At 62.6% G+C, this 20880-nt stretch carries 22 protein-coding genes and 1 tRNA gene; 7 read left to right on the forward strand and 16 right to left on the reverse strand.

Translation table 11 applies throughout. The features are described from left to right. Nucleotides 1-65: 65 nt before the first annotated feature. From hemN to AMC99_RS01760, 11 genes are all read right to left on the reverse strand, one after another. Nucleotides 66-1379 (reverse strand): oxygen-independent coproporphyrinogen III oxidase, encoded by a 1314-nt coding sequence (gene hemN / locus AMC99_RS01710; RefSeq protein ID WP_061921977.1) that lies wholly within the window; start codon nucleotides 1377-1379, stop codon nucleotides 66-68. A gap of 20 nt (nucleotides 1380-1399) precedes the next feature. Next, entirely contained in the window at nucleotides 1400-1621 is a 222-nt protein-coding gene (locus tag AMC99_RS01715; RefSeq protein WP_232301469.1) for a hypothetical protein, read from the reverse strand. Next, nucleotides 1618-1770, reverse strand: a complete 153-nt coding sequence (gene ccoS, locus AMC99_RS01720; protein WP_061921980.1) for a cbb3-type cytochrome oxidase assembly protein CcoS — start codon at nucleotides 1768-1770, stop codon at nucleotides 1618-1620. The genes AMC99_RS01715 and ccoS overlap by 4 nt, the downstream gene beginning before the upstream one ends. Further along, nucleotides 1767-3818, reverse strand: a complete 2052-nt coding sequence (locus AMC99_RS01725; protein ID WP_083440188.1) for a heavy metal translocating P-type ATPase — start codon at nucleotides 3816-3818, stop codon at nucleotides 1767-1769. The genes ccoS and AMC99_RS01725 overlap by 4 nt, the downstream gene beginning before the upstream one ends. Nucleotides 3819-3886: 68 nt before the next feature. Beyond that, complete coding sequence (locus AMC99_RS01730; protein ID WP_232301470.1) at nucleotides 3887-4336, reverse strand: FixH family protein; 450 nt, start codon at nucleotides 4334-4336, stop codon at nucleotides 3887-3889. Continuing rightward, the gene (gene ccoG / locus AMC99_RS01735; protein ID WP_061927548.1) at nucleotides 4333-5934 is read right to left on the reverse strand and encodes a cytochrome c oxidase accessory protein CcoG; all 1602 of its coding nucleotides are present in this window, start codon (nucleotides 5932-5934) and stop codon (nucleotides 4333-4335) included. Before ccoG ends, AMC99_RS01730 begins: the two co-directional genes overlap by 4 nt. Further along, complete coding sequence (gene ccoP / locus AMC99_RS01740) at nucleotides 5921-6856, reverse strand: cytochrome-c oxidase, cbb3-type subunit III (protein ID WP_061921992.1); 936 nt, start codon at nucleotides 6854-6856, stop codon at nucleotides 5921-5923. Before ccoP ends, ccoG begins: the two co-directional genes overlap by 14 nt. After that, nucleotides 6846-7007, reverse strand: coding sequence for a CcoQ/FixQ family Cbb3-type cytochrome c oxidase assembly chaperone (locus AMC99_RS01745; protein ID WP_061921995.1), 162 nt, complete (start codon nucleotides 7005-7007; stop codon nucleotides 6846-6848). Before AMC99_RS01745 ends, ccoP begins: the two co-directional genes overlap by 11 nt. Further along, nucleotides 7004-7750: a cytochrome-c oxidase, cbb3-type subunit II gene (ccoO, locus tag AMC99_RS01750; RefSeq protein WP_061921998.1), complete on the reverse strand. Its 747-nt coding sequence runs from the start codon at nucleotides 7748-7750 to the stop codon at nucleotides 7004-7006. Before ccoO ends, AMC99_RS01745 begins: the two co-directional genes overlap by 4 nt. 11 nt (nucleotides 7751-7761) lie before the next feature. After that, nucleotides 7762-9423, reverse strand: a complete 1662-nt coding sequence (ccoN, locus tag AMC99_RS01755; RefSeq protein WP_061922000.1) for a cytochrome-c oxidase, cbb3-type subunit I — start codon at nucleotides 9421-9423, stop codon at nucleotides 7762-7764. Nucleotides 9424-9518: 95 nt separating this feature from the next. Next, the gene (locus AMC99_RS01760; protein WP_061922003.1) at nucleotides 9519-10205 is read right to left on the reverse strand and encodes a helix-turn-helix domain-containing protein; all 687 of its coding nucleotides are present in this window, start codon (nucleotides 10203-10205) and stop codon (nucleotides 9519-9521) included. A gap of 170 nt (nucleotides 10206-10375) precedes the next feature. On the opposite strand from AMC99_RS01760, the gene AMC99_RS01765 reads away from it, so the two are divergent. Next, entirely contained in the window at nucleotides 10376-11068 is a 693-nt protein-coding gene (locus AMC99_RS01765) for an OmpW/AlkL family protein (RefSeq protein ID WP_061922006.1), read from the forward strand. A gap of 142 nt (nucleotides 11069-11210) precedes the next feature. Continuing rightward, nucleotides 11211-11284: transfer RNA gene (locus AMC99_RS01770), tRNA-Gly, on the forward strand. Between the two features lie 35 nt (nucleotides 11285-11319). Here AMC99_RS01770 and AMC99_RS01775 read toward each other — a convergent pair. Genes AMC99_RS01775 through AMC99_RS01785 form a run of 3 tightly spaced genes read right to left on the reverse strand, consistent with a single transcriptional unit; the run spans nucleotide 11320 to nucleotide 14458 of the window. Beyond that, a complete protein-coding gene (locus tag AMC99_RS01775; RefSeq protein WP_061922009.1) occupies nucleotides 11320-12429 on the reverse strand; it encodes an acyl-CoA dehydrogenase family protein in 1110 nt (369 codons plus the stop codon). 4 nt (nucleotides 12430-12433) lie between these two features. Then, nucleotides 12434-13642: an acyl-CoA dehydrogenase family protein gene (locus AMC99_RS01780; RefSeq protein ID WP_061922017.1), complete on the reverse strand. Its 1209-nt coding sequence runs from the start codon at nucleotides 13640-13642 to the stop codon at nucleotides 12434-12436. A 21-nt stretch (nucleotides 13643-13663) separates the two neighbouring features. Continuing rightward, nucleotides 13664-14458 carry an SDR family oxidoreductase gene (locus AMC99_RS01785; RefSeq protein WP_061922019.1) on the reverse strand — a complete coding sequence of 265 codons (795 nt, stop codon included), beginning with the start codon at nucleotides 14456-14458 and terminating at the stop codon, nucleotides 13664-13666. Nucleotides 14459-14603: 145 nt separating this feature from the next. On the opposite strand from AMC99_RS01785, the gene AMC99_RS01790 reads away from it, so the two are divergent. From AMC99_RS01790 to AMC99_RS01805, 4 genes are all read left to right on the forward strand, one after another. After that, complete coding sequence (locus AMC99_RS01790) at nucleotides 14604-15164, forward strand: hypothetical protein (protein WP_061922021.1); 561 nt, start codon at nucleotides 14604-14606, stop codon at nucleotides 15162-15164. Between the two features lie 95 nt (nucleotides 15165-15259). Beyond that, nucleotides 15260-15721: a Dps family protein gene (locus AMC99_RS01795; RefSeq protein WP_061922024.1), complete on the forward strand. Its 462-nt coding sequence runs from the start codon at nucleotides 15260-15262 to the stop codon at nucleotides 15719-15721. Between the two features lie 76 nt (nucleotides 15722-15797). Then, the gene (locus tag AMC99_RS01800) at nucleotides 15798-16421 is read left to right on the forward strand and encodes a 6-phosphogluconolactonase (RefSeq protein ID WP_061922027.1); all 624 of its coding nucleotides are present in this window, start codon (nucleotides 15798-15800) and stop codon (nucleotides 16419-16421) included. Next, nucleotides 16409-16894: an NUDIX hydrolase gene (locus tag AMC99_RS01805; protein ID WP_061922030.1), complete on the forward strand. Its 486-nt coding sequence runs from the start codon at nucleotides 16409-16411 to the stop codon at nucleotides 16892-16894. Before AMC99_RS01800 ends, AMC99_RS01805 begins: the two co-directional genes overlap by 13 nt. On the opposite strand, the gene dinB is transcribed toward AMC99_RS01805, so the two are convergent. Next, complete coding sequence (gene dinB / locus AMC99_RS01810) at nucleotides 16891-18024, reverse strand: DNA polymerase IV (RefSeq protein WP_061922033.1); 1134 nt, start codon at nucleotides 18022-18024, stop codon at nucleotides 16891-16893. The genes AMC99_RS01805 and dinB overlap by 4 nt on opposite strands. A gap of 80 nt (nucleotides 18025-18104) precedes the next feature. On the opposite strand from dinB, the gene AMC99_RS01815 reads away from it, so the two are divergent. Continuing rightward, nucleotides 18105-19361, forward strand: coding sequence for a multidrug effflux MFS transporter (locus AMC99_RS01815; RefSeq protein ID WP_061922035.1), 1257 nt, complete (start codon nucleotides 18105-18107; stop codon nucleotides 19359-19361). Here AMC99_RS01815 and AMC99_RS01820 read toward each other — a convergent pair. Further along, nucleotides 19358-20851 (reverse strand): acyl-CoA carboxylase subunit beta, encoded by a 1494-nt coding sequence (locus tag AMC99_RS01820; RefSeq protein ID WP_420805556.1) that lies wholly within the window; start codon nucleotides 20849-20851, stop codon nucleotides 19358-19360. The genes AMC99_RS01815 and AMC99_RS01820 overlap by 4 nt on opposite strands. Nucleotides 20852-20880 lie beyond the last annotated feature (29 nt).

Genomic DNA, 20880 nt, shown 5'->3' on the forward strand with positions numbered 1-20880 from the left:
GGCGCTGTGCCGTGCATATTATGCACAAGGCCGCGGAGTGGCAATCTCTGGAGCGGCAGCTTTGCTCAGATGGCCGAACTGAATCGCCGTTCCGACTGCGCCCTGTAGGGATCGATCAAGGCAGCGATGGTCCGCGCATAGGGCAGGCCGCGCGTCGGAATGGTCAAATCGTCTCCGTCGAGCGAAGCGAGGCCGCGAACGGTGAAGGGGCATAATCGCGGCGCGATTTCTGCGCGGATATTGGCGGGAAGCCGGGCGTGCCCGTGGCACAGCAGCTTCTCGATCAGTTGTCCCCGCAACCGGTCGTCAGCGCTGCGCAGGACGCCGTGCTTGGCCGTCAACTGCCCCTGCGATGCCATCATCCGGTATCGCCCGCTGTTCTTCTCGTTCTGGACGAGCAGGTCGGGAAAGCTGCTGATCGAGGACGATCCGAGGCCTATCAGCACCGGCGCGTCATCGTCGGTAAAGCCCTGGAAATTGCGGTGCAGCTTACCTTCCATCGCGGCGTGGGCAATTGGATCGCCGCCCGGGCGGGCAAAGTGGTCGAAGCCGACTGGCGTGTAGCCGTGGGTCGCAAGATAGATGTACCCAAGCTCTGCCATCGCGAACCTTTCTTCCTGATCGGGAAGGGCGGAGGCGTCGATGACCTTCTGGCGCGGCACGATGTGCGGAACATGGGCGTAACCGAACAGGGCGACGCGATCTGCGCCGAGCACGCGGGTGCGCTGCAGGCTGTCGACCAAGTCTTCGCGCGTCTGGCCGGGGAGGCCGTACATCAGGTCGAAATTGAGCGAGGATACCCCGGCACCGCGTAGCCGGTCGACGGTATGGACGATCAGGTCTTCGCTCTGCACCCGCCCGATCGCCTGCTGACAATGCAATGCGAAGGTCTGCACACCCAGGCTTGCACGCTGGATACCCACGCGCCCGATGGTGCGCGCCCATTTATCGGTCATGCCGCGCGGATCGAGTTCGATCGACCAGACCGGATCCTCGATCGCGAACGCTGTGGTAAGAGCTTCGACGAGCTGTTCGAACTCTTCGGGAGAGATCGCATTGGGACTACCGCCGCCAAATGCCACGCGCTTGACGCGGGTCTTGCCGCCGACAAGTCCGGCGACCGTATCGATCTCTTTATGCAGGGCGGCGAGATAGCTTTCCAGGCGATGCCGCCTTCCGGCAGCACCCGTATTACAGCCGCAATAATAGCAGATTTTCTCGCAAAACGGGATGTGGACATAGAGCGAAATGTCGCCGCTCGTTCGCTCCAGCGCATCGCGATAGACGCCGGGTGGCACCTCGCCGAATTCGGCAGCGGTGGGATAGCTGGTGTAACGCGGAACGGGCGTTGCGAGTAGGTCGGGATGATAAGGCCACATGCGTAGCCTGATGGATGCGATCAGCCCTTGCGTCTTTGCGCTGAATCAAATTGTTTGCGGCAATTGCCCGCATGACAACCCTTGGTTTCGCACGGTGCCGGGGCTTCGTCGTCCCGATCGCCAAGCGGAATTTCGATCGATCCGCCATTGCACAGTGCGACCCTCAGCGCATTTTCCGGTGCGGGCAGGGGACCGGTCAGCACCGGGATCATCGTCGCAATGCCGAAGATGAGGCTCTTCACAATTCGTCATCCTCGTCGTCGATCAGGATGCGGTGCGCCGCACCGTCGAGATCCTCGAACTGGTTGTTCTTCATGGCCCAGAAAAAGGCGCCCAGACCAAGCAGGCCCATGCCGAGCGCGATCGGGATGAGGAAGGTAAGTCCGGTCACTTCGCGGCTCCGGCAAGTCGCAGGGAATTGCCGACGACGACGAGAGAGCTTAACGACATGGCTATTGCGGCTACCAGCGGCGTAACGAGACCCGCCAATGCCAGCGGCACGGCACAGACGTTGTAGGCGATGGCAAAGCCGAAGTTCTGGCGCACGATCTGCATGCAGCGACGCGCGACCTTGATGCCGAGAGCAACCGGCATGAGCCGTTCGCCAATAAACACGGCATCGGCCGCTTGCTGGCTGGCATCGCTCGCTGTCCCGGGCGCGATCGAAGCGTGTGCTGCTGCAAGGGCAGGGCCATCGTTCAGGCCATCGCCAATCATCAGCGGTTTGTGACCGCGTTCTGCAAGGCCTGCCAGCACGTCGAGCTTGTCCTGCGGCTTAAGCCCGGCATCGAAGGGAAGCGAAAGTTCGTTCGCCAGCGCCTCGACCGGAGCGCGCCTGTCGCCTGAGATGATCCGGCTCTGAAGGCCGAGCCTTTCGAGTTCCGCCAGTGCCGCGCCGAGGTCGCTGCGCTTGGCGTCGCTGAAACGGATCGTCCAGCGCTCGTCGCCAAATGTCAGGAGACTTGCGAGCCCGGTAGAGACATCTTCGGGCCGGGTCAGTGAAACGAGCTTTTCGCCGGCTCGGGCGGAAACGCCACGTCCAGCCTCTTCCGCCACATTGTCCAGCATGGCGGGCTTCACGCCATTTGCCGAGATGGCTGCGACGAGCCCCTTGCTCAAGGGATGGCGACTGGTTTGCGCGAGCGCGAGCGCGACGGCCTGAGCTTCTTCAGGCAAATCGCCCAGGTCGGGGCGCGGTTCGCCAAGGGTAAGCGTGCCCGTCTTGTCGAACAGGGCGATATCCACTTCCGCCAGGCGCTCGAGCGCGCTGCCGTCCTTGACCAGGAACCCCTTGCGGATCAGCGCTCCGGAAGCGACGACCTGTGCGGCAGGCACTGCAAGCCCCATCGCGCAGGGGCAGGTTATGATGAGCACTGCGATCGCGATGAGCATGGACTGATGCCAGCCAGCCCCGGCAATCATCCAGCCGATAAAGGCGAGCGCAGCGAGCGAATGGACCGCGGGAGCATAAAGCCGCGATGCACGGTCGGCGATGCGGACATAGCGGCTGCGCGACTGGCCAGCTTCGTCCATCAATCTCGCGATTTCAGCGATTACGGTATCTGCGCCCGTCGCGATGGCGCGCACGTGGATCACGTTTCCGAGGTTGATCGCGCCTGCGTGGATCGTGGCACCGATCGACACCTGTTCTGGCGCGCTCTCGCCCGTCAGCATCGCGTTGTCGACCGAGCTGCTGCCCTGTTCGATCACGCCGTCTGCGGCCAGAGCCTCACCCGCTGCAACCAGCATGACCATGCCGGGTTCGAGGTCCTCTGCAGCGAGCCGCTGGGTCGATCCATCGCCCTGGACAACGGAGGCAGATTTGCCCATGCGCGAAAGCAGTGCCCCGATCCCTGCGCGGGTTCGGTTGCGCATGGTCGAATCCAGCGCGCGTCCGGCTAGCAGGAAAAACAGCAACATGACCGCGCCGTCGAAATAGGCGTGTGCGCCGCCGGTCGCGGTTTCGTAGATGCTCATGCCCGTTGCCAGCAGGACGCCGATGGAAATGGGCACGTCCATATTGGTGCGGCGATATTTCAGCGCCATTGCGGCCGAGGAGAAGAAGGGCCTGCCGGAATAGGCGATCACGGGCAGCGCGATCAGCGCTGATAGCCAGTGGAACACATCGCGGGTGATCCCGCCCGCTCCGGACCAAACGCTCACCGACAGCAGCATGATGTTCATCATGCCGAAGCCTGCCACGGCAGTTGCGCGCAGCAATGCCTTCGATTCCTTGTCGTCCTGGGCGAGGGGGTTGGCGGCAACCGCTTGCGCTTCGAAGCCGAGGCGCTCCAGCGCGGTCACGATGTCGTCTTCGCTCAGCGAGGGATCGTGGCGGACGGCCACGCGCTTGGCAGAGAAATTAACCCGTGCGGCCTCGACACCGTCCATCTCGCCCAGGCCGCGCTCAATCTTGGCAATGCATCCTGCGCATCGCATGCTCGGCACGGTAAAGCGCGTGTCGACCAGCACTCCGTCCTGAATATCGTCAAGGCGTAGCGGCGCGTTCACGCCAGCGGCTCCTCACTCGCCCAAGTGTCGTCACCATGCGTGATCTTGAGCCTCACGATCCAGCGGCCGCCAGCCACCTCGTCATTCGAGACGAAGTCGGTGTCGCTCGCCCGTTCGAAAGCGAGACTGGCGTTTTCGTGCTCTCCGACGGGGCGGCGCAGTTCAGCTTCGACAATAGCGCCGTCAGGCACGCCTTGCGTGGCGACCACAAGCCTGCCGTTCCCACCGCGGCTGACCGACGCGCTCCAGCCCAGTGCCTTCTGCTTTTCGGCTTCTGCCAGCCAGTCGTTGTAATCCTGGCTCGCCACGTATGAGTTTTCGACCACCGTGCCGGAGAAACTGCGCGCGGCGAGAGCGGCCATGGTGAAGTTCACGGCCATCACGATGCCGAACCCGATGAACAGCACCAGGAACATGTGCTTGCCGGTAAATTGCTTTCGCATCATTCGCCTCCGGGCGCGGTAAATCCGGTTTCCACGACGTCGCTTTCGCCTTGTTCGTCAAGCGAAGTGAGGCGGAAAGAGAAGTCCTGCGCCTTGGTCTGTGCGGGCACTATAACATAAGCGCGCACGGTTCGAATCTGGTCTGCCGAAACAGTGAAGGTCTGCTTGGTAGCGGCATCTTCGCGAGCGATCGTATCGGTCCACATGACCGCGCCCGGCAATCCTTCGACAGCAACCTCCATTTCACGCGGACGGCTGGCCATGTTGCGCAGTTTCAACGTGTAGGAGTTGCGGACCGACCCATCGCTCATCAGCATAAACGGCGGATTGCGGTCGGGCGAGACAGTCAGGTCCGTGCGGTTCCTTGTGCCGAGTGCGAACAGCAGTGTCAGGCCGATCGCGCCCCAGATGGCGAAATAGACCAGCGTCCGCGGACGCAGGAGAGCCTTCCAGGCGGGCTGGGGCGGTGCGCCTGCAGCCTCTGCCTCGCAGGCCTCGAGCGTGGCGTAATCGATCAACCCGCGCGGACGACCGATATCCTTCATCACGCGGTCGCAGGCATCGATGCACAGCGCGCAGGTGATGCAGCCGATCTGCGGACCTTCGCGGATGTCGATCCCCGTCGGGCAGACCTGGACGCATTCGGTACAGTCGATGCAGTCGCCGAATTTCTCCGGGTTTTTCTGCGCTTTTTTCACGCTGCCACGCGGTTCGCCGCGCCAGTCCTTGTAGGTGACGATCAGCGATTTCTCGTCGAGCATAGCCGTCTGGATGCGCGGCCACGGGCACATGTAGATGCACACCTGCTCGCGCATGAAGCCGCCAAGCGTGAAGGTGGTGCCGGTCAGGATCAGGACTGTGCCGTAGGCGACCGGCGCCGCTTCACCGGAGAAGAACTCGCGCAGCAGCGTCGGGGCGTCTGCGAAATAGAGAATCCAGGCACCGCCGGTGGCGAACGAAATCGCGAGGTAGATCGACCATTTGAAGGCCCGGCGCGTGACCTTGCCGATGGTCCATGGTGCCTTGTCTAGGCGCATGCGCGCGTTGCGATCGCCGTCGACGAGCCGATCGATATGCTGGAAAACGTCGGTCCAGACCGTCTGCGGGCAGGCATAGCCGCACCATGCACGGCCAACCGCGCTGGTGACCAGGAACAGGCCGATACCGGCCATGATCAACATCCCGGCGACGAAATAGAATTCGTGAGGCCAGATCTCGATCGAGAACATGTAGAAGCGGCGGTTGGCGAGATCGATCAGAACCGCCTGGTCGGGCGCGAAGGGACCGCGATCCCAGCGCAGCCACGGGGTCACGTAATAGATCGAGAGCGTGACCAGCATGACGAACCACTTGAAGCGCCGGAATGGCCCGTCGATCCGCTTGTTGTGGACCTGCTTGCGCTTCTCGTAGAGCGTTTCCGGAAGCGTGGTGCGCGGCGGCTCGTGGGGCTCATGCCGGTTTGTCGCCGCGCCAGGTTCCGCGACCGCGCTCGAAACCGGGTCGTTGGTCTTTGCTACCCCTCCCTCGACGACGACCGTCCAGTTACGGTCGTCGCCTGGCTTGCGCCCGTCGGCGGGCTCCCGTCCGTCAGGGTCGGACATCGGCTTCGTCCGCCGGTGCGGCATCAGCCTCGCCAGCAGTTTCCACGAAGTCTTCGCCTCCCCCGAGCGAATGGACATAGGCGGTCAGCATCTTGATGGTGACCGGATCGAGACGCTCGCCCCATGCGGGCATGGCGCCCATCTTCGGGTTAAGGATCTGTGCGCGAATGGCATCGGGGCTGCTGCCGCGAAGCCAGATGGCATCGTTCAGGCGCGGCGCACCGAGTTCACGATTACCGCCGCCGTTTTCACCGTGACAGACGGCGCAGTTCTCGGCGAAAAGCTGGGCGCCTGCTGCGCTGCCTTTCTGCATGCCGCTCAGCGAGCGGACATGCGCGACCAGCGCTGCCATCTGGGCATCGTCGAACATTCCGGCGAATGCCGGCATGGCGCCCTGGCGCTCGTCTGCGCCTTCCTGGCGGATGCCCTTGGTGATCGTGTATTCGATCTCGCGCATGTCGCCGCCCCACAACCAGTCGTCGTCGTTGAGGTTGGGGTAGCCGAGTTCCTGGTTGCCGGCTGCGCCGGAACCGTGACACTGGACGCAGTTGACCTTGAAGGCTGCTGCGCCGCCGGCGACGGCCTGCTGCATGAGTTCGGGATTGCCCGACAGCTTGACCGTATCGACCGCAGCGATGCGCTCGCCCACGGTCATGCGGGCCTGGTCGGCCAGGCTCATCTCTTCGGCAAGCTGACCGCGGCTGGTCCAGCCCAGGTAACCTTCGCTGGCCTTGGTCAGCATTGGGTACGCGGGATACAGGACCGTGTAGATGATCGCCCACACGATTGTGATGTAGAAGGTCCATAGCCACCAGCGTGGCAGCGGCGTGTTCAGTTCTTCGATGCCGTCCCATTCATGGCCGACGAACTCGGTGCCGGTCGCTTGGTCGACCTTCTTGTTGCTGGATGGATCATTCGCCATCGTCATGTCCCTCGAAAATAGAGTTCGCTGCATCGCTCGCATGGCGCTTTGCACCGGGCCGGAAGGGCCACAGGCACAGACCAAGGAAGACAGCGACCATTGCGATCAAGCCGTAGCTGTCGGCGAAATGGCGCAGGGTTTCGTAGCTCACCGGCCCTTCTCCTGGGCGAGCACTTCCTGCGCCGCTGCACTGTTCACATCGACCAGCGTGCCGAGCATCTGGAGATAGGCGATCAGGGCATCCATTTCGGAAACCTTGTCCGGATTGCCGTCGAAATCGCGGATCTGCGTCTTGGGATAGCGTTCGGCCAGATCGCCGGCATCGGCATCGGGATCAGCCTGCGCGGCGAGGTCGCCCGCGGCCTTCTCGATGTCATCGTCGGTATAGGGCACGCCGACCCTGCGCAGTGCGGTCAGGTTCGCCGCAGGATCGGCGACCTTGAGCGGGTTTTCACGCAGGAAGCCGTACTGCGGCATGATGCTTTCGGGGACCACGGCCTGCGGGTTCTCGAGGTGCTGGACATGCCATTCGTCGGAATAGCGTCCGCCCACGCGTGCAAGGTCGGGCCCGGTACGCTTCGAACCCCACTGGAACGGATGGTCGTACATCGATTCAGCAGCAAGGCTGTAGTGGCCATACCGTTCGACCTCGTCCCGGAACGGACGGATCATCTGGCTGTGGCAGACATAACACCCTTCGCGGATGTAGATGTCGCGCCCTGCCAGTTCGAGCGGCGAATAGGGCCTTACGCCTTCCACTTCCTCGATCGTGTTATCGATCCAGAACAGCGGTGCGATTTCGACCAGGCCGCCGATTGCCACGGTGACGAGCGTCGCCGCCGCCATCAGCGTAATGTTGCGTTCCAGCTTCTTGTGTTGCTCTGTAATGCTCATGGCTGGTTATCCTACTCGGCAGGAACGGTGTGGGCGGGGAGCGGGCGGTCCGCTTCCTCGTCGTGAGGCGTTTCGGTCATCGGCGCCTCTTCGCGCAGGTTGCCCTTGAGGGTCTGCCACACGTTGACGATCATGATGACGAAGCCACTGAGGTAGAGAAGCCCGCCGAAGGCACGCAGTGCGAACATCGGCTTCAGCGCGGCGACGGTGTCGGCGAAGCTGTTCACCAGGTAGCCGTCGGGGCCGTATTCAGCCCACATCAGGCCCTGGGTCACACCGGCAACCCACATGCTGGCAGCGTAGAAAACGATGCCTGCGGTGGCGAGCCAGAAGTGCCAGTTGATCATGCGCAGCGAGTACATCCGCTGGCGCTTCCACAGCCGCGGTACGAGGTAGTACACGCAGGCGAAGGTGATCATGCCGTTCCAGCCGAGCGCACCCGAGTGAACGTGCCCGATGGTCCAGTCGGTATAATGCGAGAGCGAATTGACCCACTTGATGCTCATCATCGGGCCTTCGAACGTGCTCATGCCGTAGAAGGCGAGGGCGATGACCATCATGCGGATGATCGGGTCGGTACGGATCTTGTCCCAGGCGCCGTTCAGCGTCATCAGGCCGTTGATCATGCCGCCCCAGCTCGGCATCCACAGCATGATCGAGAAGACCATGCCCAGCGTCTGCGCCCAGTCGGGCAGCGCGGTGTAATGGAGGTGGTGCGGACCTGCCCAGATGTAGAGGAAGATCAGCGCCCAGAAGTGGATGATCGACAGGCGATACGAATAGACCGGACGTTCTGCCTGCTTCGGAACGAAATAGTACATCATCGCCAGGAAGCCTGCGGTCAGGAAGAAACCGACCGCGTTATGGCCGTACCACCACTGGGTCAGCGCGTCCTGGACACCGGCAAAGGCGCTGTAGCTGCGCGAGCCGAGTAGGCTGACCGGCATGGCTAGGTTGTTGACGACATGCAGCATGGCGATCGTCAGGATGAAGGCTAGGTAGAACCAGTTGGCCACGTAGATGTGGGGTTCCTTGCGCCTCAGGATCGTGGCGACGAAAACGACGAGATAGGCGACCCAGACGATGGTCAGCCACAGGTCGACGTACCATTCAGGCTCTGCGTATTCCTTCGACTGCGTGACACCCAGCAGGTAGCCGGTGGCAGCCAGTACGATGAAGAGCTGGTAACCCCAGAACACGAACCGGGCGAGCTTCGGGAAGGCGAGCTGCGCGCGGCAGGTGCGCTGAACTACGTAGAAACTCGTCGCGATCAGCGCGTTACCGCCGAATGCGAAAATCACCGCACTCGTGTGCAGCGGGCGCAGGCGGCCGAAATTGAGGTAGGGCTCGAAATTGAGCTGCGGGAAGACCATCTGCGTCGCAATGAACAGGCCGGCCGCAAATCCTGCGGTGCCCCAGAACATCGTCGCGATCATGCCCCAGCGGATCGGATCGTCATCATACCGGGCGTCGTCATCCGGCATCCTGAACAGGGATTGCGCCCTGGCCAACGGATCGTAACTGCCCGCCGATACCCAGATCATGACGAATGCGAGTATGGCGATGATGGTGGCATGAGCGGCAAAACCGGCGTCTTGTGCGCCGAGAACCGCGACGATTGCGAGCAGGAGGATCAGGAACCACAGCCCGATCCTGCCAAGTACAGCTTCCATGTGATTAAGCCCCTTCCAAGATGGCGGCAGGGTAGTGCGCCACCCACCGATGCACATTGATGCAGATCAATTTTGCGAAATTCATGCAGAATGCCTCATATATGCCCGGCCCGTCGCGCCAGGGCGCCCGGGTCGCGCAGGAGGACGCGTGACCGCCCTTCCGTCTCGATCAGCCCGGCGTTGCGCAACTCGCTGAATTGCCTGCTGACCGTTTCGATCGTCAGCCCCAGGCTGTCCCCGATGTCGCGGCGGGACATGGGCAGGTCGATGACGCAGCTATCGTCCTGCACGCTCTCGATTCGCTCGGTCATGCCGATCAGGAATGCTGCAAGTCGCTCCTGCGCATTCTTGCGTCCCAGGCCGACCGCCTTGTCGCGGCAGCGGTAGAGTGCGGTCTGCGCACGTTCGAGGAGCAAGCGCATGACGCTGCGTTCGCCTTGGGCGCAGTCGATCATGGCGTTGAGCGGGAAGACGATCAGGGTCGATTCGATCAGCGCGGTCAGGCCGAAGGCATGCAATCCGTTTTCGGGCACTGAGATGAGGTCGCCGCCGAAATGGAATGCGACGATCTGTTCGCGATCGCGCGATGCGGAGGCGACCAGTTTCGTCGCGCCATGCGCCACATAGACCAGCATGGCGCGTGAATGATCGATCGGTGCCATGCAGCCGCGCTGGACATTGATCGTGCTCGCCAGCTTGCGCAGCTCGTCAGCGACTTGCGAGCCCGGGTCGACGCCCAGCGTCTTGCGCAGAAATGTCTCGAGATATGCCGGCTGGATCATCCCTTGCCTCGCGCGCGGTGGATTAGGTTGGATCCCAATCTGGTGCGGAGGCTCGATTGTCTTTGATGCAAATCAATGAAGCTGTGCCGCTGGCGCGCCTATCAGGCTGCCGACGTCGTAAAAATCCTCGGTCGCAAAGGGCGACCACTACGGCGCAAAGGAAGATTTAGATGAAAGCGATCCTGGCTGCTGGCGTCACGGCGCTGGCTTTGCTCGCAAGCCCCGCTGCCGCCGAAGACATGGCTGGCAAGGTGCAGGTCAAGGTGCTCGGCACCTATGTCGCACCCGACGGGAACATCACCAAGGTGCAATCGGTCGACACCGGCACGACGCTTGGCGCAACTGCCGCTGGAATCACCGATCCCTACGATACGGAAGCGAACGACAACGTCGTACCGACCGTCGCCATCGAATACTTCTTCTCCAACAACGTCTCTCTCGAAACAATCTGCTGCTTCACCCAGCATGACGTCGACGGAACGGGCGCGCTGGCTGGCGCCGAAATGGTGTCGAACGCCCGTGTGATCCCGGCAACCTTCACCGCCAAGTATCACCTCGGCGACGCAGCCTTCCGGCCCTATGTCGGCGCCGGTGTTGCCTACTTCCTATGGCTTCAGGACAAGCCGGGCGAAACCGCACGGGCGCTCGATGTGACCGACGTGGACCTGTCGAATGAATTCGGCTTTGCCCTGCAGGCAGGTGCGGACTTCGCGATCAACGACAAGATGGCACTGACCGTCGATGCCAAGAAGTACTTCATCGACACGACTGCCAGTTTCTACGAAGGCAACACGCTGGCCCTCAAGACCAAGCACGAACTCGATCCCTGGGTCGTGAGCGCGGGCGTCGCCTTCACGTTCTGATCCGGCGGGATTACCCTTCTGCGAGAGGGGGAGGAGCCGTCGTCCATTGCGGGCGGCGGCTCCAACTTTTTGGGGCAGGTCCTGCGTCTTTCGTTGACCGGCCTTGTGCCTTCATGCCAAGCGCCGGTTCGCACACGGCATCGCGGGTGTAGCTCAATGGTAGAGCAGCAGCTTCCCAAGCTGACGACGAGGGTTCGATTCCCTTCACCCGCTCCAGCCTGGCCGGACGTTGGCGCGTTTCTATTCCTCGCTTATGCCGCAGCCAGGTTGCCGAGCACCCGAAGGTGGTATTCGCTCCCGCCCAGCATCGCATCATTGGCAAGGATCCGCTTGTGCAGGTGGCCGACGCTCAGTTCATCGGTCATGCCAACACCGCCATGCGTCTGGATAGCGGCTTCGCCTACCATGCGGCCCAGCTTGCCGGTCTGACCCTTGAGGATGGCCATGTCGCGCCGCGTCTCGCGCCCGCCTTCCATCAGGGCTGCGATATAAAGCAACGTCGCGCGTGCCTTCGAATAAGCGATCTTCATGTCGGCAAGCCGGTGAGCCACGGCCTGGAAAGTCGCGATCGGCACGCCGAACTGCTTGCGCGTCATGGCATATTCGGCGGTCTGCTTCATCAGCGCGCCCATCGCGCCGACGCTTTCCGCGCACAGCCCGAGCATCGCGAGATCGAGCATCGACTGCAGGGCCTGGCTCGCATTATCCAGCAAAAGAGCATCGCCCGGCAATTCAACAGCGTCAAAACGGATATTGGCTGCGCGGCGCCCGTCTATGGTGGCATAGTCGGTCAATGTTACACCGTCTGCACTCGGGGCGACTGTGAAGACGGCTGGCTGCTCGTCCAACAGGGCCACTACCAAAAGTAGGTCTGCATCGCGGCCGCCGATTACGAGCCGTTTCTCACCATTGATGACAAAGCCTTCGCCGCGGCGTTCCGCTTTCGTGAGGATATGCGACGGGTCGGCCGTGCCGTGTCCTTCCTCATAGGCAAGCGCGCCCAGCGCTTCCCCGCTCACGACCTTTTCGAGCCAGTCACTCGCCATATCATTGCCTTCGGCAGCGGCGAGCAGCGGGGCGACCATCAGGGCGTTGGCAGCGTAAGGTTCTGCCAGAAGATGCGCGCCAAAAGGCTCTGCGATCGCGACAAGTTCGACCGGCCCGCCGCCGAGCCCACCGGCCTCTTCCGGTACGGGTAGCGCCAGCAGGCCCAGTTCGGCTAGCTGCGACCAGACGTCGCGCGACCAGCCTTCTGATCCCTTCACGATTTTCTGGCGGGCATCGAAATCATAGCTGCGATTGAGGAAGGCAGAAACGCTGTCGCGCAGCATCTGCTGTTCGTCGGTGAAGGTGAAATCCATGCGATCAGCCCTCCATTCCGGCGGTGCGGGCGATCAGGTCGCGCTGCACCTCGTTCGAACCGGCGTAGATCGAGGTCGCACGGCTGTTGAGGTAATAGGGCATGGCAACGAGGTCGAGGTCGCTGCCCAGGGCCTCTACATTTGCGCCCACGCGCAATGCCTCGTTCTGTCGCGGCAGGCCTTCGGTGCCGGAAACCCGCGTCATCATGATGCTGACCTGCTGGGTCAGTTCCGAATTCATCGTCTTGTTCATCGATGGATAGGACGGGTCGTGGGACAGCGGATGTCCGCTGACGCCAAGCTTTTCGAAATGCTCGAAGCTGGCGATGTCGGCTTCCAGTTCGCCCATGTCACGCAGGAAGACCGGGTCCTCCGACAACATGGTGCCGAAACCGCTGGGAGTGGTCTTTGCCGCTTCGCGGATGCGTTCCAGCCCGCGCCGCAGAGTCGGGCTTTGAGCGCCTCCGCCGCGTTCATGCTTCAACAGGTGCTTGGCAACGGTCCAGCCGTCGTTTTCGGCGCCAACCCGCCCGGATTGCGGTACGCGAACATTGTCGAAGAACACTTCGCACTGTTCGGGTTCGCCATCCAGCCCGATGATGGGGCGCACTTCCATCCCGGGATAGTCGATCCGGTCCAGCAGCAGGAAGGTGATGCCTTGTTGCTTCTTGCCGCTGCTGTCGGTGCGCACCAGCATGAACATGCGGTTCGCGTGGTGGGCGTAGGTCGTCCAGATCTTGCTGCCGTTGATGATGTAATCGTCGCCATCGGCGTCCGCGCGGCAACTGAGGGAGGCGAGGTCCGAGCCGGAATTGGGTTCGGAATAGCCCTGCGCCCAGAAATCTTCGCCCTTGAGGATGCCGGGGAGATATTTCTCGCGGTGTTCCTCGGTACCGATGTCGATCAACAGCGGCCCGACCATCGCTAGGCCTTGCGGCAGCAGGGGCGGAAGGTCGCGGCGGCGATATTCCTCGGCAAAGATGTACTTTTGTTCGACCGACCAGCCGGTGCCGCCAAATTCCTTTGGCCAGTTCGGCGCCGCCCAGCCGCGTTCGTAGAGAATGCGGTGCCATGCCATTACCTGTTCGAACGGTGCGAAAACGCTGGTCAGCTTGCGCCCGGCCTCGCGAATTTCAGGGGTAGGGGCGGTGTCGAGAAATTCGCACACTCCTGTGCGAAAGCTTTCGAGTTCGGGGCCGAATTCCAGTTCCATGGCAGTTCCTCTCTTCCCCGATTACTTCGGCGGCATCCGGATCGCGCCGTCGAGGCGGAACTGGTGTCCGTTGATATAGCTGTTGCGCGCAATCTCGAGGATCAACGAGGCGAATTCTTCAGGCTCGCCCAGGCGCTTGGGGAAGGGAACCGATGCGTTGAGCTGCGCCCACATCGCCGGGTTGCGGTCCTTCATGCCCAGCATGAGCGGCGTTGCGAAAATGCCCGGCATGACGGAGTTCACCCGTATGCCGAGGTCCATCAGGTCGCGAGCCATCGGCAGGACCAGTCCGTTCACACCGGCCTTGCAACTGCCATAGATGACCTGCCCGATCTGACCATCCTGCGCAGCAACGCTGGCGGTGAGCGTGATCGAGCCGCGCTCGCCATCGTCGTTGAGCGGTTCGGCGTTCGCCATCCCAAGGGCCGAGATGCTGGCGATGCGATAGCTGGCGACCAGTATGCCTTCTGCGCCGAACGCATAGTCTTCAGTCGACAAGCGCTTGTAGCCGCCCGTTTCCTTGTCGAAACCGATCGTCTTCCCGCGCTTCGAGGCCATGGCACAGTGGACAGTCACGCGTTCCTGTCCGTTGGCAGCGCGCGCGGCATCGAAGCCGTCCTGCACCGATTGTTCGTCCATGATGTTCACATGGTGGAAGGTTCCGCCGATTGCCGCAGCGTGTTCTTCACCGGCTTCGTCGTTGATGTCGAAGATCGCGACCTTGAGCCCGGCGTCTGCCAGCGCCTTTGCGCTAGCCCGACCCAATCCCGAAGCGCCTCCGGTTACGACGGCTGCCATGCCCTGTTCGAGTTTCATCCTCGCCTCTCCATTTTTCGTTTCTCGTTGAAACCGACTTTAGGACAGCTTCGCGTTTGCGCAACAGCGAATGCAATGGCGTGGACCGGGGATGATCCAAAGCCATGCGTGGCGCGGCGCAACGGGAGTGGATAGAGGAAGCAATATGGCGTCGTTTCTCATCCCCATGATCGCAGTATTCGTGATCGCCCTTGGCGGAAGGGACCAGCTTCTGGTCGCACGATTGTCGGACCGTCTGGGCCAGTCGGCCGCTCTTCTGGGAGTGGGTGCGGTCGTCAGCGCGATCTCGGCAGCGGCCATGGCGGTGTCAGGTGCGTGGCTGGCGGCCATGATGCCTGACCGGGCGCAGCACATGCTCGTCGCCTTCGCATTGGCTGCTGCCGCCATCGAGCTCTTCTGGCCAGCGGCTCCGGCTGATCCGAAAGAGCCCACGCGGTCGCTGTTCGCGATCGGGTTGGTGTTGCTCGTCCGCCAGTTCGGCGATGCTGCGCGCTTCGCCATCTTTGCACTCGCAGCGGCCAGCGTGCTCGCTCCGATGGCGGGACTGGGCGGGGCGATAGGCGGGGCTGCCGCGCTTGCGCTTGGATGGTCCATGGGCAGCGAACTCGAGACCAGACTACCGCTCCGGACCCTACGTGTGGTTTTTGCAATCGTGCTTGCAATTGCCGCAATAATGATCGGATTGTCCGCTCGTCAGCTTATCTAGTGATCGATTTTCGCGATCATCGCGATAGCGATACTGCGTGAAACCAGCCCCATCCTCCTCCGTTGATTTCGTGAACGGAAACAATGGAGGAAATTATGGCCGACAACGGCAGCAATGCGAAAACCGCGCTTATTGGTGAACTCAACGGCCTGCTGGCCGATCACATGGCGCTGTTCTTCAAGACGAAGAATTTTCACTGGCATGTGGCGGGATCGAACTTCCGCGACCTGCACCTGCTGTTCGACGAGCAGGCAATCGAGATCCGCGACCAGATTGATGTGATCGGAGAGCGCGTTCGCAAGAACGACGAATACACCCTCACCTCGATCGGTTCGGTGGCCAAGCACACCCAGGTCAAGGACCAGGACGATGTAACTCTGACCGCCGATGCGATGGTCAAGGAACTGCTCGACGACAACGTAGCGATGGTGAAGCGATTGAAAGGCATGAAGGACCTGGCCGAGCAGGCTGGTGACAACGCCACCGACGGCCTGATCGACGACTGGACCGACATGGCGGAAGAACGGGCCTGGTTCCTGCGTCAGACCCTTAAGTAACGAAAAGATACGGAGAGTTTCCTCCGGGGGGCCGTTTCCGCTTTGGCGGGAGCGGCCCTTTTGCTACACTCAGGTCATGGGGAAAATCACCATGATCGAAGGCGCGGATCCCGCCGCAATGGCCGACTGGCTCGAGGCGCGCATTGCGGGCGCACTTGCGGCCACCGATGGCCCGGTGGCGATCACCGTGCCTGGTGGCTCGACGCCGTTTCCGGTATTTCGCGAACTGACAGGCCGCAAACTCGATTTCACACGGCTGGTCGTCTGGCCGGGGGACGATCGCATCGTTGCGGAAGACCACCCGGCATCGAACACCGGCAAGATCCGCGACTTGTTCGAAGCTGTAGGCGCAGAAGTCGCGACTTTGACCATCATGGAAGAGGTGCCGCATTTTTCGCTCGCATGGCTGGGCATGGGTGCGGACGGGCATATCGCCTCGCTATTCCCCAATACCGACCCCAAGGCCGACGATCCGCAGCGAATGCGCCGGTTGACGCCCGATCCGCTTCCACCAGAAGCGCCGTTCGATCGTATCACGCTGACGATGCCTAGCCTGCTCGACAGCGACGAGATCGTCTTCACACTCGGCGGATCGGCAGAGAAGCGCACTCTGTTCGAAGCCGCAGCCGCGGGCGAAAACGATTTGCCGGTCGCCCGCTTCCTTGCCGCAGCAACCCAGCCGGTCACATGCTTCGCCTGATCCCCAAGCCTCTGCACCGCGCGATCATGCCACTTGCCCACCGTGCGCGCCACGTCGTGCGCCGGCTGCGCAAGAAGCCGATCGCAGGGTGTTCGGTCGTGATTACCGACCTGCAGGGCGCGATCCTGCTGCTCCAGACGAGCTATGGCCCGCGGGTCTGGACCTTGCCAGGTGGCGGTATCGGTCGGGGGGAAACACCGGAGCAGGCAGCCCGGCGCGAGGTGCAGGAAGAGGTCGGCATAGCCCTGCGAAACATCACCGCGCTGGGCGTGATCGAAGAAGAGATTTCCGGGTCGCCTCATACAGCGCACCTGTTCTGCGCAACTGCTGATGTTCGCCCGGTGGCGGACCAGCGCGAGATCGTGGAGGCGCGCTTCTTCCCGCCGCATTCCCTGCCAGAACCGCTGGGGCACCTCACCCGCAGCAGGCTTGCCCTTTATCGGGAGAGGCGCCGCGAAATCCGCGGAACCTAAAGCAGCGAAAGCTGCGCATCGTCGCGGGGCGGTTCGGCGCTTTCCTTCCCTTCCAGCTTTGACAGCGTAAGGCCCATCAGCCGGATCGGCATGGGTAGCGGCAGCACCTCGTCCAGCAATGTGCGGGCAAGGGCGGAAAACTCGGCCTTGTCTGCGACCGGATGATCGACCGTTTTCGCGCGCGTCATCGTCTGGAAGTCGGTGTACTTCATCTTGAGCGTGACCGTCCGCCCCTTGGCTTGGGAGCGTTCGATACTGTCCCAGACGATATCGATGATGTTCTCCAGCGTTTCGCGCAGGGCGGGGCCGGATGAAATATCCTCGCTGAATGTCCGCTCGCCGCCGACAGACTTGCGCTCACGATGGGCGCGCACGGGTCTGAGGTCGATCCCGCGCGCAGCACGAAACAGGTAATCGCCCATGCTACCGAAATTCGCGCGAAGGAATTCAATGTCCTTTGCTGCCAGGTCGCCGCCTGTCTCGATGCCCAGTTTCGCCATCTTCTCGGCGCCCTTGGGGCCAACACCGTGGAAACGCCTGACGGGAAGCTGCGCGACGAAGTCGGCACCCTCTCCAGGCCGGATGACGCACATGCCGTTCGGCTTGTTCTGGTCGCTGGCAATCTTGGCGAGGAACTTGTTGTAGGACACGCCGGCACTGGCGGTAAGCCGTGTCTTCGCCTTGATCTCCTGCCGGATCAGCTGCGCGATGCGGGTCGCAGAACCGATACCGAGCAGGTCGTCGGTTACGTCGAGATAGGCCTCGTCGAGGCTCAGCGGCTCTACATGCGGCGTGTAGTGTTCGAAAATCCGCCGGATCGTGCGCGACGCTTCCTTGTAGGCATCGAAGCGGTGTCGAACGAAGATTAGGTCGGGGCACAGGCGCTTCGCGGTCACACTCGGCATGGCGCTGCGGACCCCGAACTTGCGCGCTTCGTAACTCGCGGCGGCTACGACCCCGCGCCCGCCCGAACCGCCGACCGCGATCGGTTTACTCTGCAATTCGGGATTGTCGCGCTGTTCGACGCTGGCGAAGAAAGCATCCATGTCGACATGGATGATCTTGCGCAGGCCCATGGCGGCCTCTGCCCCGTCATCCTCCGTCGCAGCCGTGTCTTTCGCGTCACGCATGGGCGAGACAATAAGTTGTCGGGTTGCAAACCGGAACCAATTTCGCCAACCGCCGTCTTGTGCAAGTGCGAAGAGATCAATTGAGCGCTGGTGAGCGTCCCGCGGCCAAGGCGGCCCAGGGCAAAACCATCGGAGAGCGCGAACTCATCTGGATGATGGCATTGCTGATGGCGTGTAACGCCTTCGGCATCGACGCCATATTGCCCGCGCTCGACAGCCTTGCGCAAAGTTTCGCAATCCCGGGCAACGATCGCCAGTTCGTGGTCGGCATCTACCTCCTCGCTGGTGGTCTCGGCACACTGATCCCGGGCGCATTCGCCGACCGATACGGCAGGCGGCCGGTGCTGTTCGTCGCCCTCGGCTGTTACATACTGCTTTCGCTCGCCTGCGCAGCCGCGGCGAGTTTCGATCAATTGCTGGTCCTGCGTGCGGTGCAGGGGTTCTTTGCCGCCGGTATCATCGCGCTTCCCCCTGCGATCATCCGTGACCGCGTGGGCGGAGACCGCATGGCGCGGTTGATGAGCCTGATCTTCGTCATTTTCCTGCTCGTCCCGGCGGTCGCGCCCAGCATCGGGCAGGGCGTGCTGCTGCTGTTCGGAGACTGGCGCTGGATCTTCGCATCGATGGCGGTGCTGGGATCGGCGATGACGGCATGGGTCTATTTCCGCCTGCCCGAAACATTGCACGAGGAAGACCGGCAGGAAATCGTAGTGTCCAACATTGCGCGCAACATGGTGCGGGCCGTCTCGTTGCGCAAAACCATCGGCTACACTCTGGCAAGCTCGCTGGTGTTCGGCGCGCTGTTCGGCTTCATCAATTCCTCGCAGCAGCTGATCGGCGAAGCCTTCGGTGCGGGCGATATGTTCCCGCTGCTGTTCGCGCTCTGCGCAGGCTGCATGGCCATCGCCAACTGGACCAACAGCCGCATCGTCGAAAAATTCGGCGCACGGCGGGTGAGCCATACCGCGCTGTTCCTGTTCATCGTGGTTGCCGGCCTGCAATACTGGTTCGCGCACCAGCCCGACGAGGATTTGTGGACCTTCGTTCCGCTGATGGCTGCCAACATGAGCCTGCTTGGCTTCATCGGCGCGAACTTCGGTTCGATCGCGATGCAGCCATTCAAGCATATCGCAGGTGCCGCCTCCAGCGCGCAAAGCTTCCTGCGCATGACGACAGGGGCGCTGCTCGGTGCGACGATCGGCTACGCCTATGACGGCAGTGCCCGTCCGCTGGCGACGGCGCTGCTGGTCGCGGCGCTCACCAGCCTTGCTTTCGTTCTCTATTCCGAAGGGGGCCGCCTGTTCGGACCGCCCGAGCCTGACGACGAAGACGACTAGGCGTCGCTCGCCAGCCTGCGCCAGGCGAGGTCGGCGAATTCGCACAGCAGCGGACGCGTATCGCGCGGGTCGATGATATCCTCGACATTGAAGCGTTCGGCGCTGCGGAAGGGCGATGTAACCTTGCCGAGCCTTTCCCTGATCGCTTCCAGCTCGGCAGCAGGATCTTCGGCGGCTTCGATCTCCGACTTGTAGGCAACTTCCAGTCCGCCCGCGATGGGCAGCGATCCCCAGTCGCCCGATGGCCAGCAATAGCGGTACTGGTACCGCTCTGCATTCGACATGGCGCTGCCGGCAATGCCATAGGCACGGCGCATCACGATGCTCGCGAGCGGGACGGTCGCCTTGTACACCGCGTTCATCGCCTGCACGCCGTAACGGATCGTGCCCGCCATTTCCGCCTCTCGCCCGATCATGAAACCGGGATTGTCCACCATGTGGACGATGGGCAGGCGGAACTGGTCGGCCAGTTTGACGAAGCGCTCGACCTTCTCGCTCGATTTCGCATCCCAGCTCCCGCCGAGGTAGGAAGGATCGCTGGCGAGGACCGCAACCGGCCACCCGTCGAGCCGGGCGAGGGCGGTGATGCAGGCGCGGCCCCACATGCGGCCGATTTCGAACACGGTGCCCTTGTCGAAGACGAGATCGAGCGCGCGGCGCATCGAATAGACCTGCTTGTCCTCGCGCGGGACGAGGCTGAGCAGCGCTTCCTCGCGGCGGTCGGCCGGGTCGCTGCACTCGGCTCGGCGGGCAAGCTGGCCGACGTGCTCGGGCATGAAGGAAAGGAAATGGCGCGCGCGGGCAAAGGCCTCCGCCTCGCTGCCGACCTCGTCATCGACCACGCCGTTACGGGTGTGGATGCCGCTGCCGCCGAGATCTTCCTTGGCCTGCTGGTGGTCGGTCGAGCCCTTGTAACTTTCGCCAAGGCCATCGACCACGGCGGGTCCGGCGGCGAAGATCTGGCTGAGGCCCTTCACCATGATCGAATAGTGGCTGGCGACCGTGCGCGCAGCGCCGAGGCCCGCTGTCGGACCAAGCGCCAACGCCACCACCGGCACTGTGTCGAGGTTTTCGACCACATCGCCCCAGCCCGGGACCGCCGGGATATAGGTCGCGCCGATCTGCTCCAGCGTCTTGACCGATCCGCCGCCGCCGGTGCCGTCGATCATGCGGATGATGGGCAGCTTCATTTCGTGCGCCATCTTTTCCGCCTGCACCATCTTGCGGCTGATCCCGGCGTCTGCCGCGCCGCCGCGAATGGTGAAATCGTCGGCCGTGGCGACCACGGGGCGCCCGCCTATCGTGGCCTTGCCGAACAGGAAGGGGGCAGGCAGCACGCCGGTCAGTTCGCCGTCCTCGTCGTAAGAGCCGCGCCCCGCGATTTTGCCGATCTCGCGGAAGGAGCCGGGGTCCACCAGCGCCGCGAGCCGCGCACGGGCGTCCATCTTGCCGCGCGAGTGCTGGCGGCCGACCTTCTCTGGCCCGCCCATCTGCTCCGCCAACCCTTCGCGACGGCGCA

This window comes from Altererythrobacter epoxidivorans (assembly GCF_001281485.1).
In the GTDB taxonomy this organism is placed as follows: Bacteria; Pseudomonadota; Alphaproteobacteria; order Sphingomonadales; family Sphingomonadaceae; genus Erythrobacter; species Erythrobacter epoxidivorans.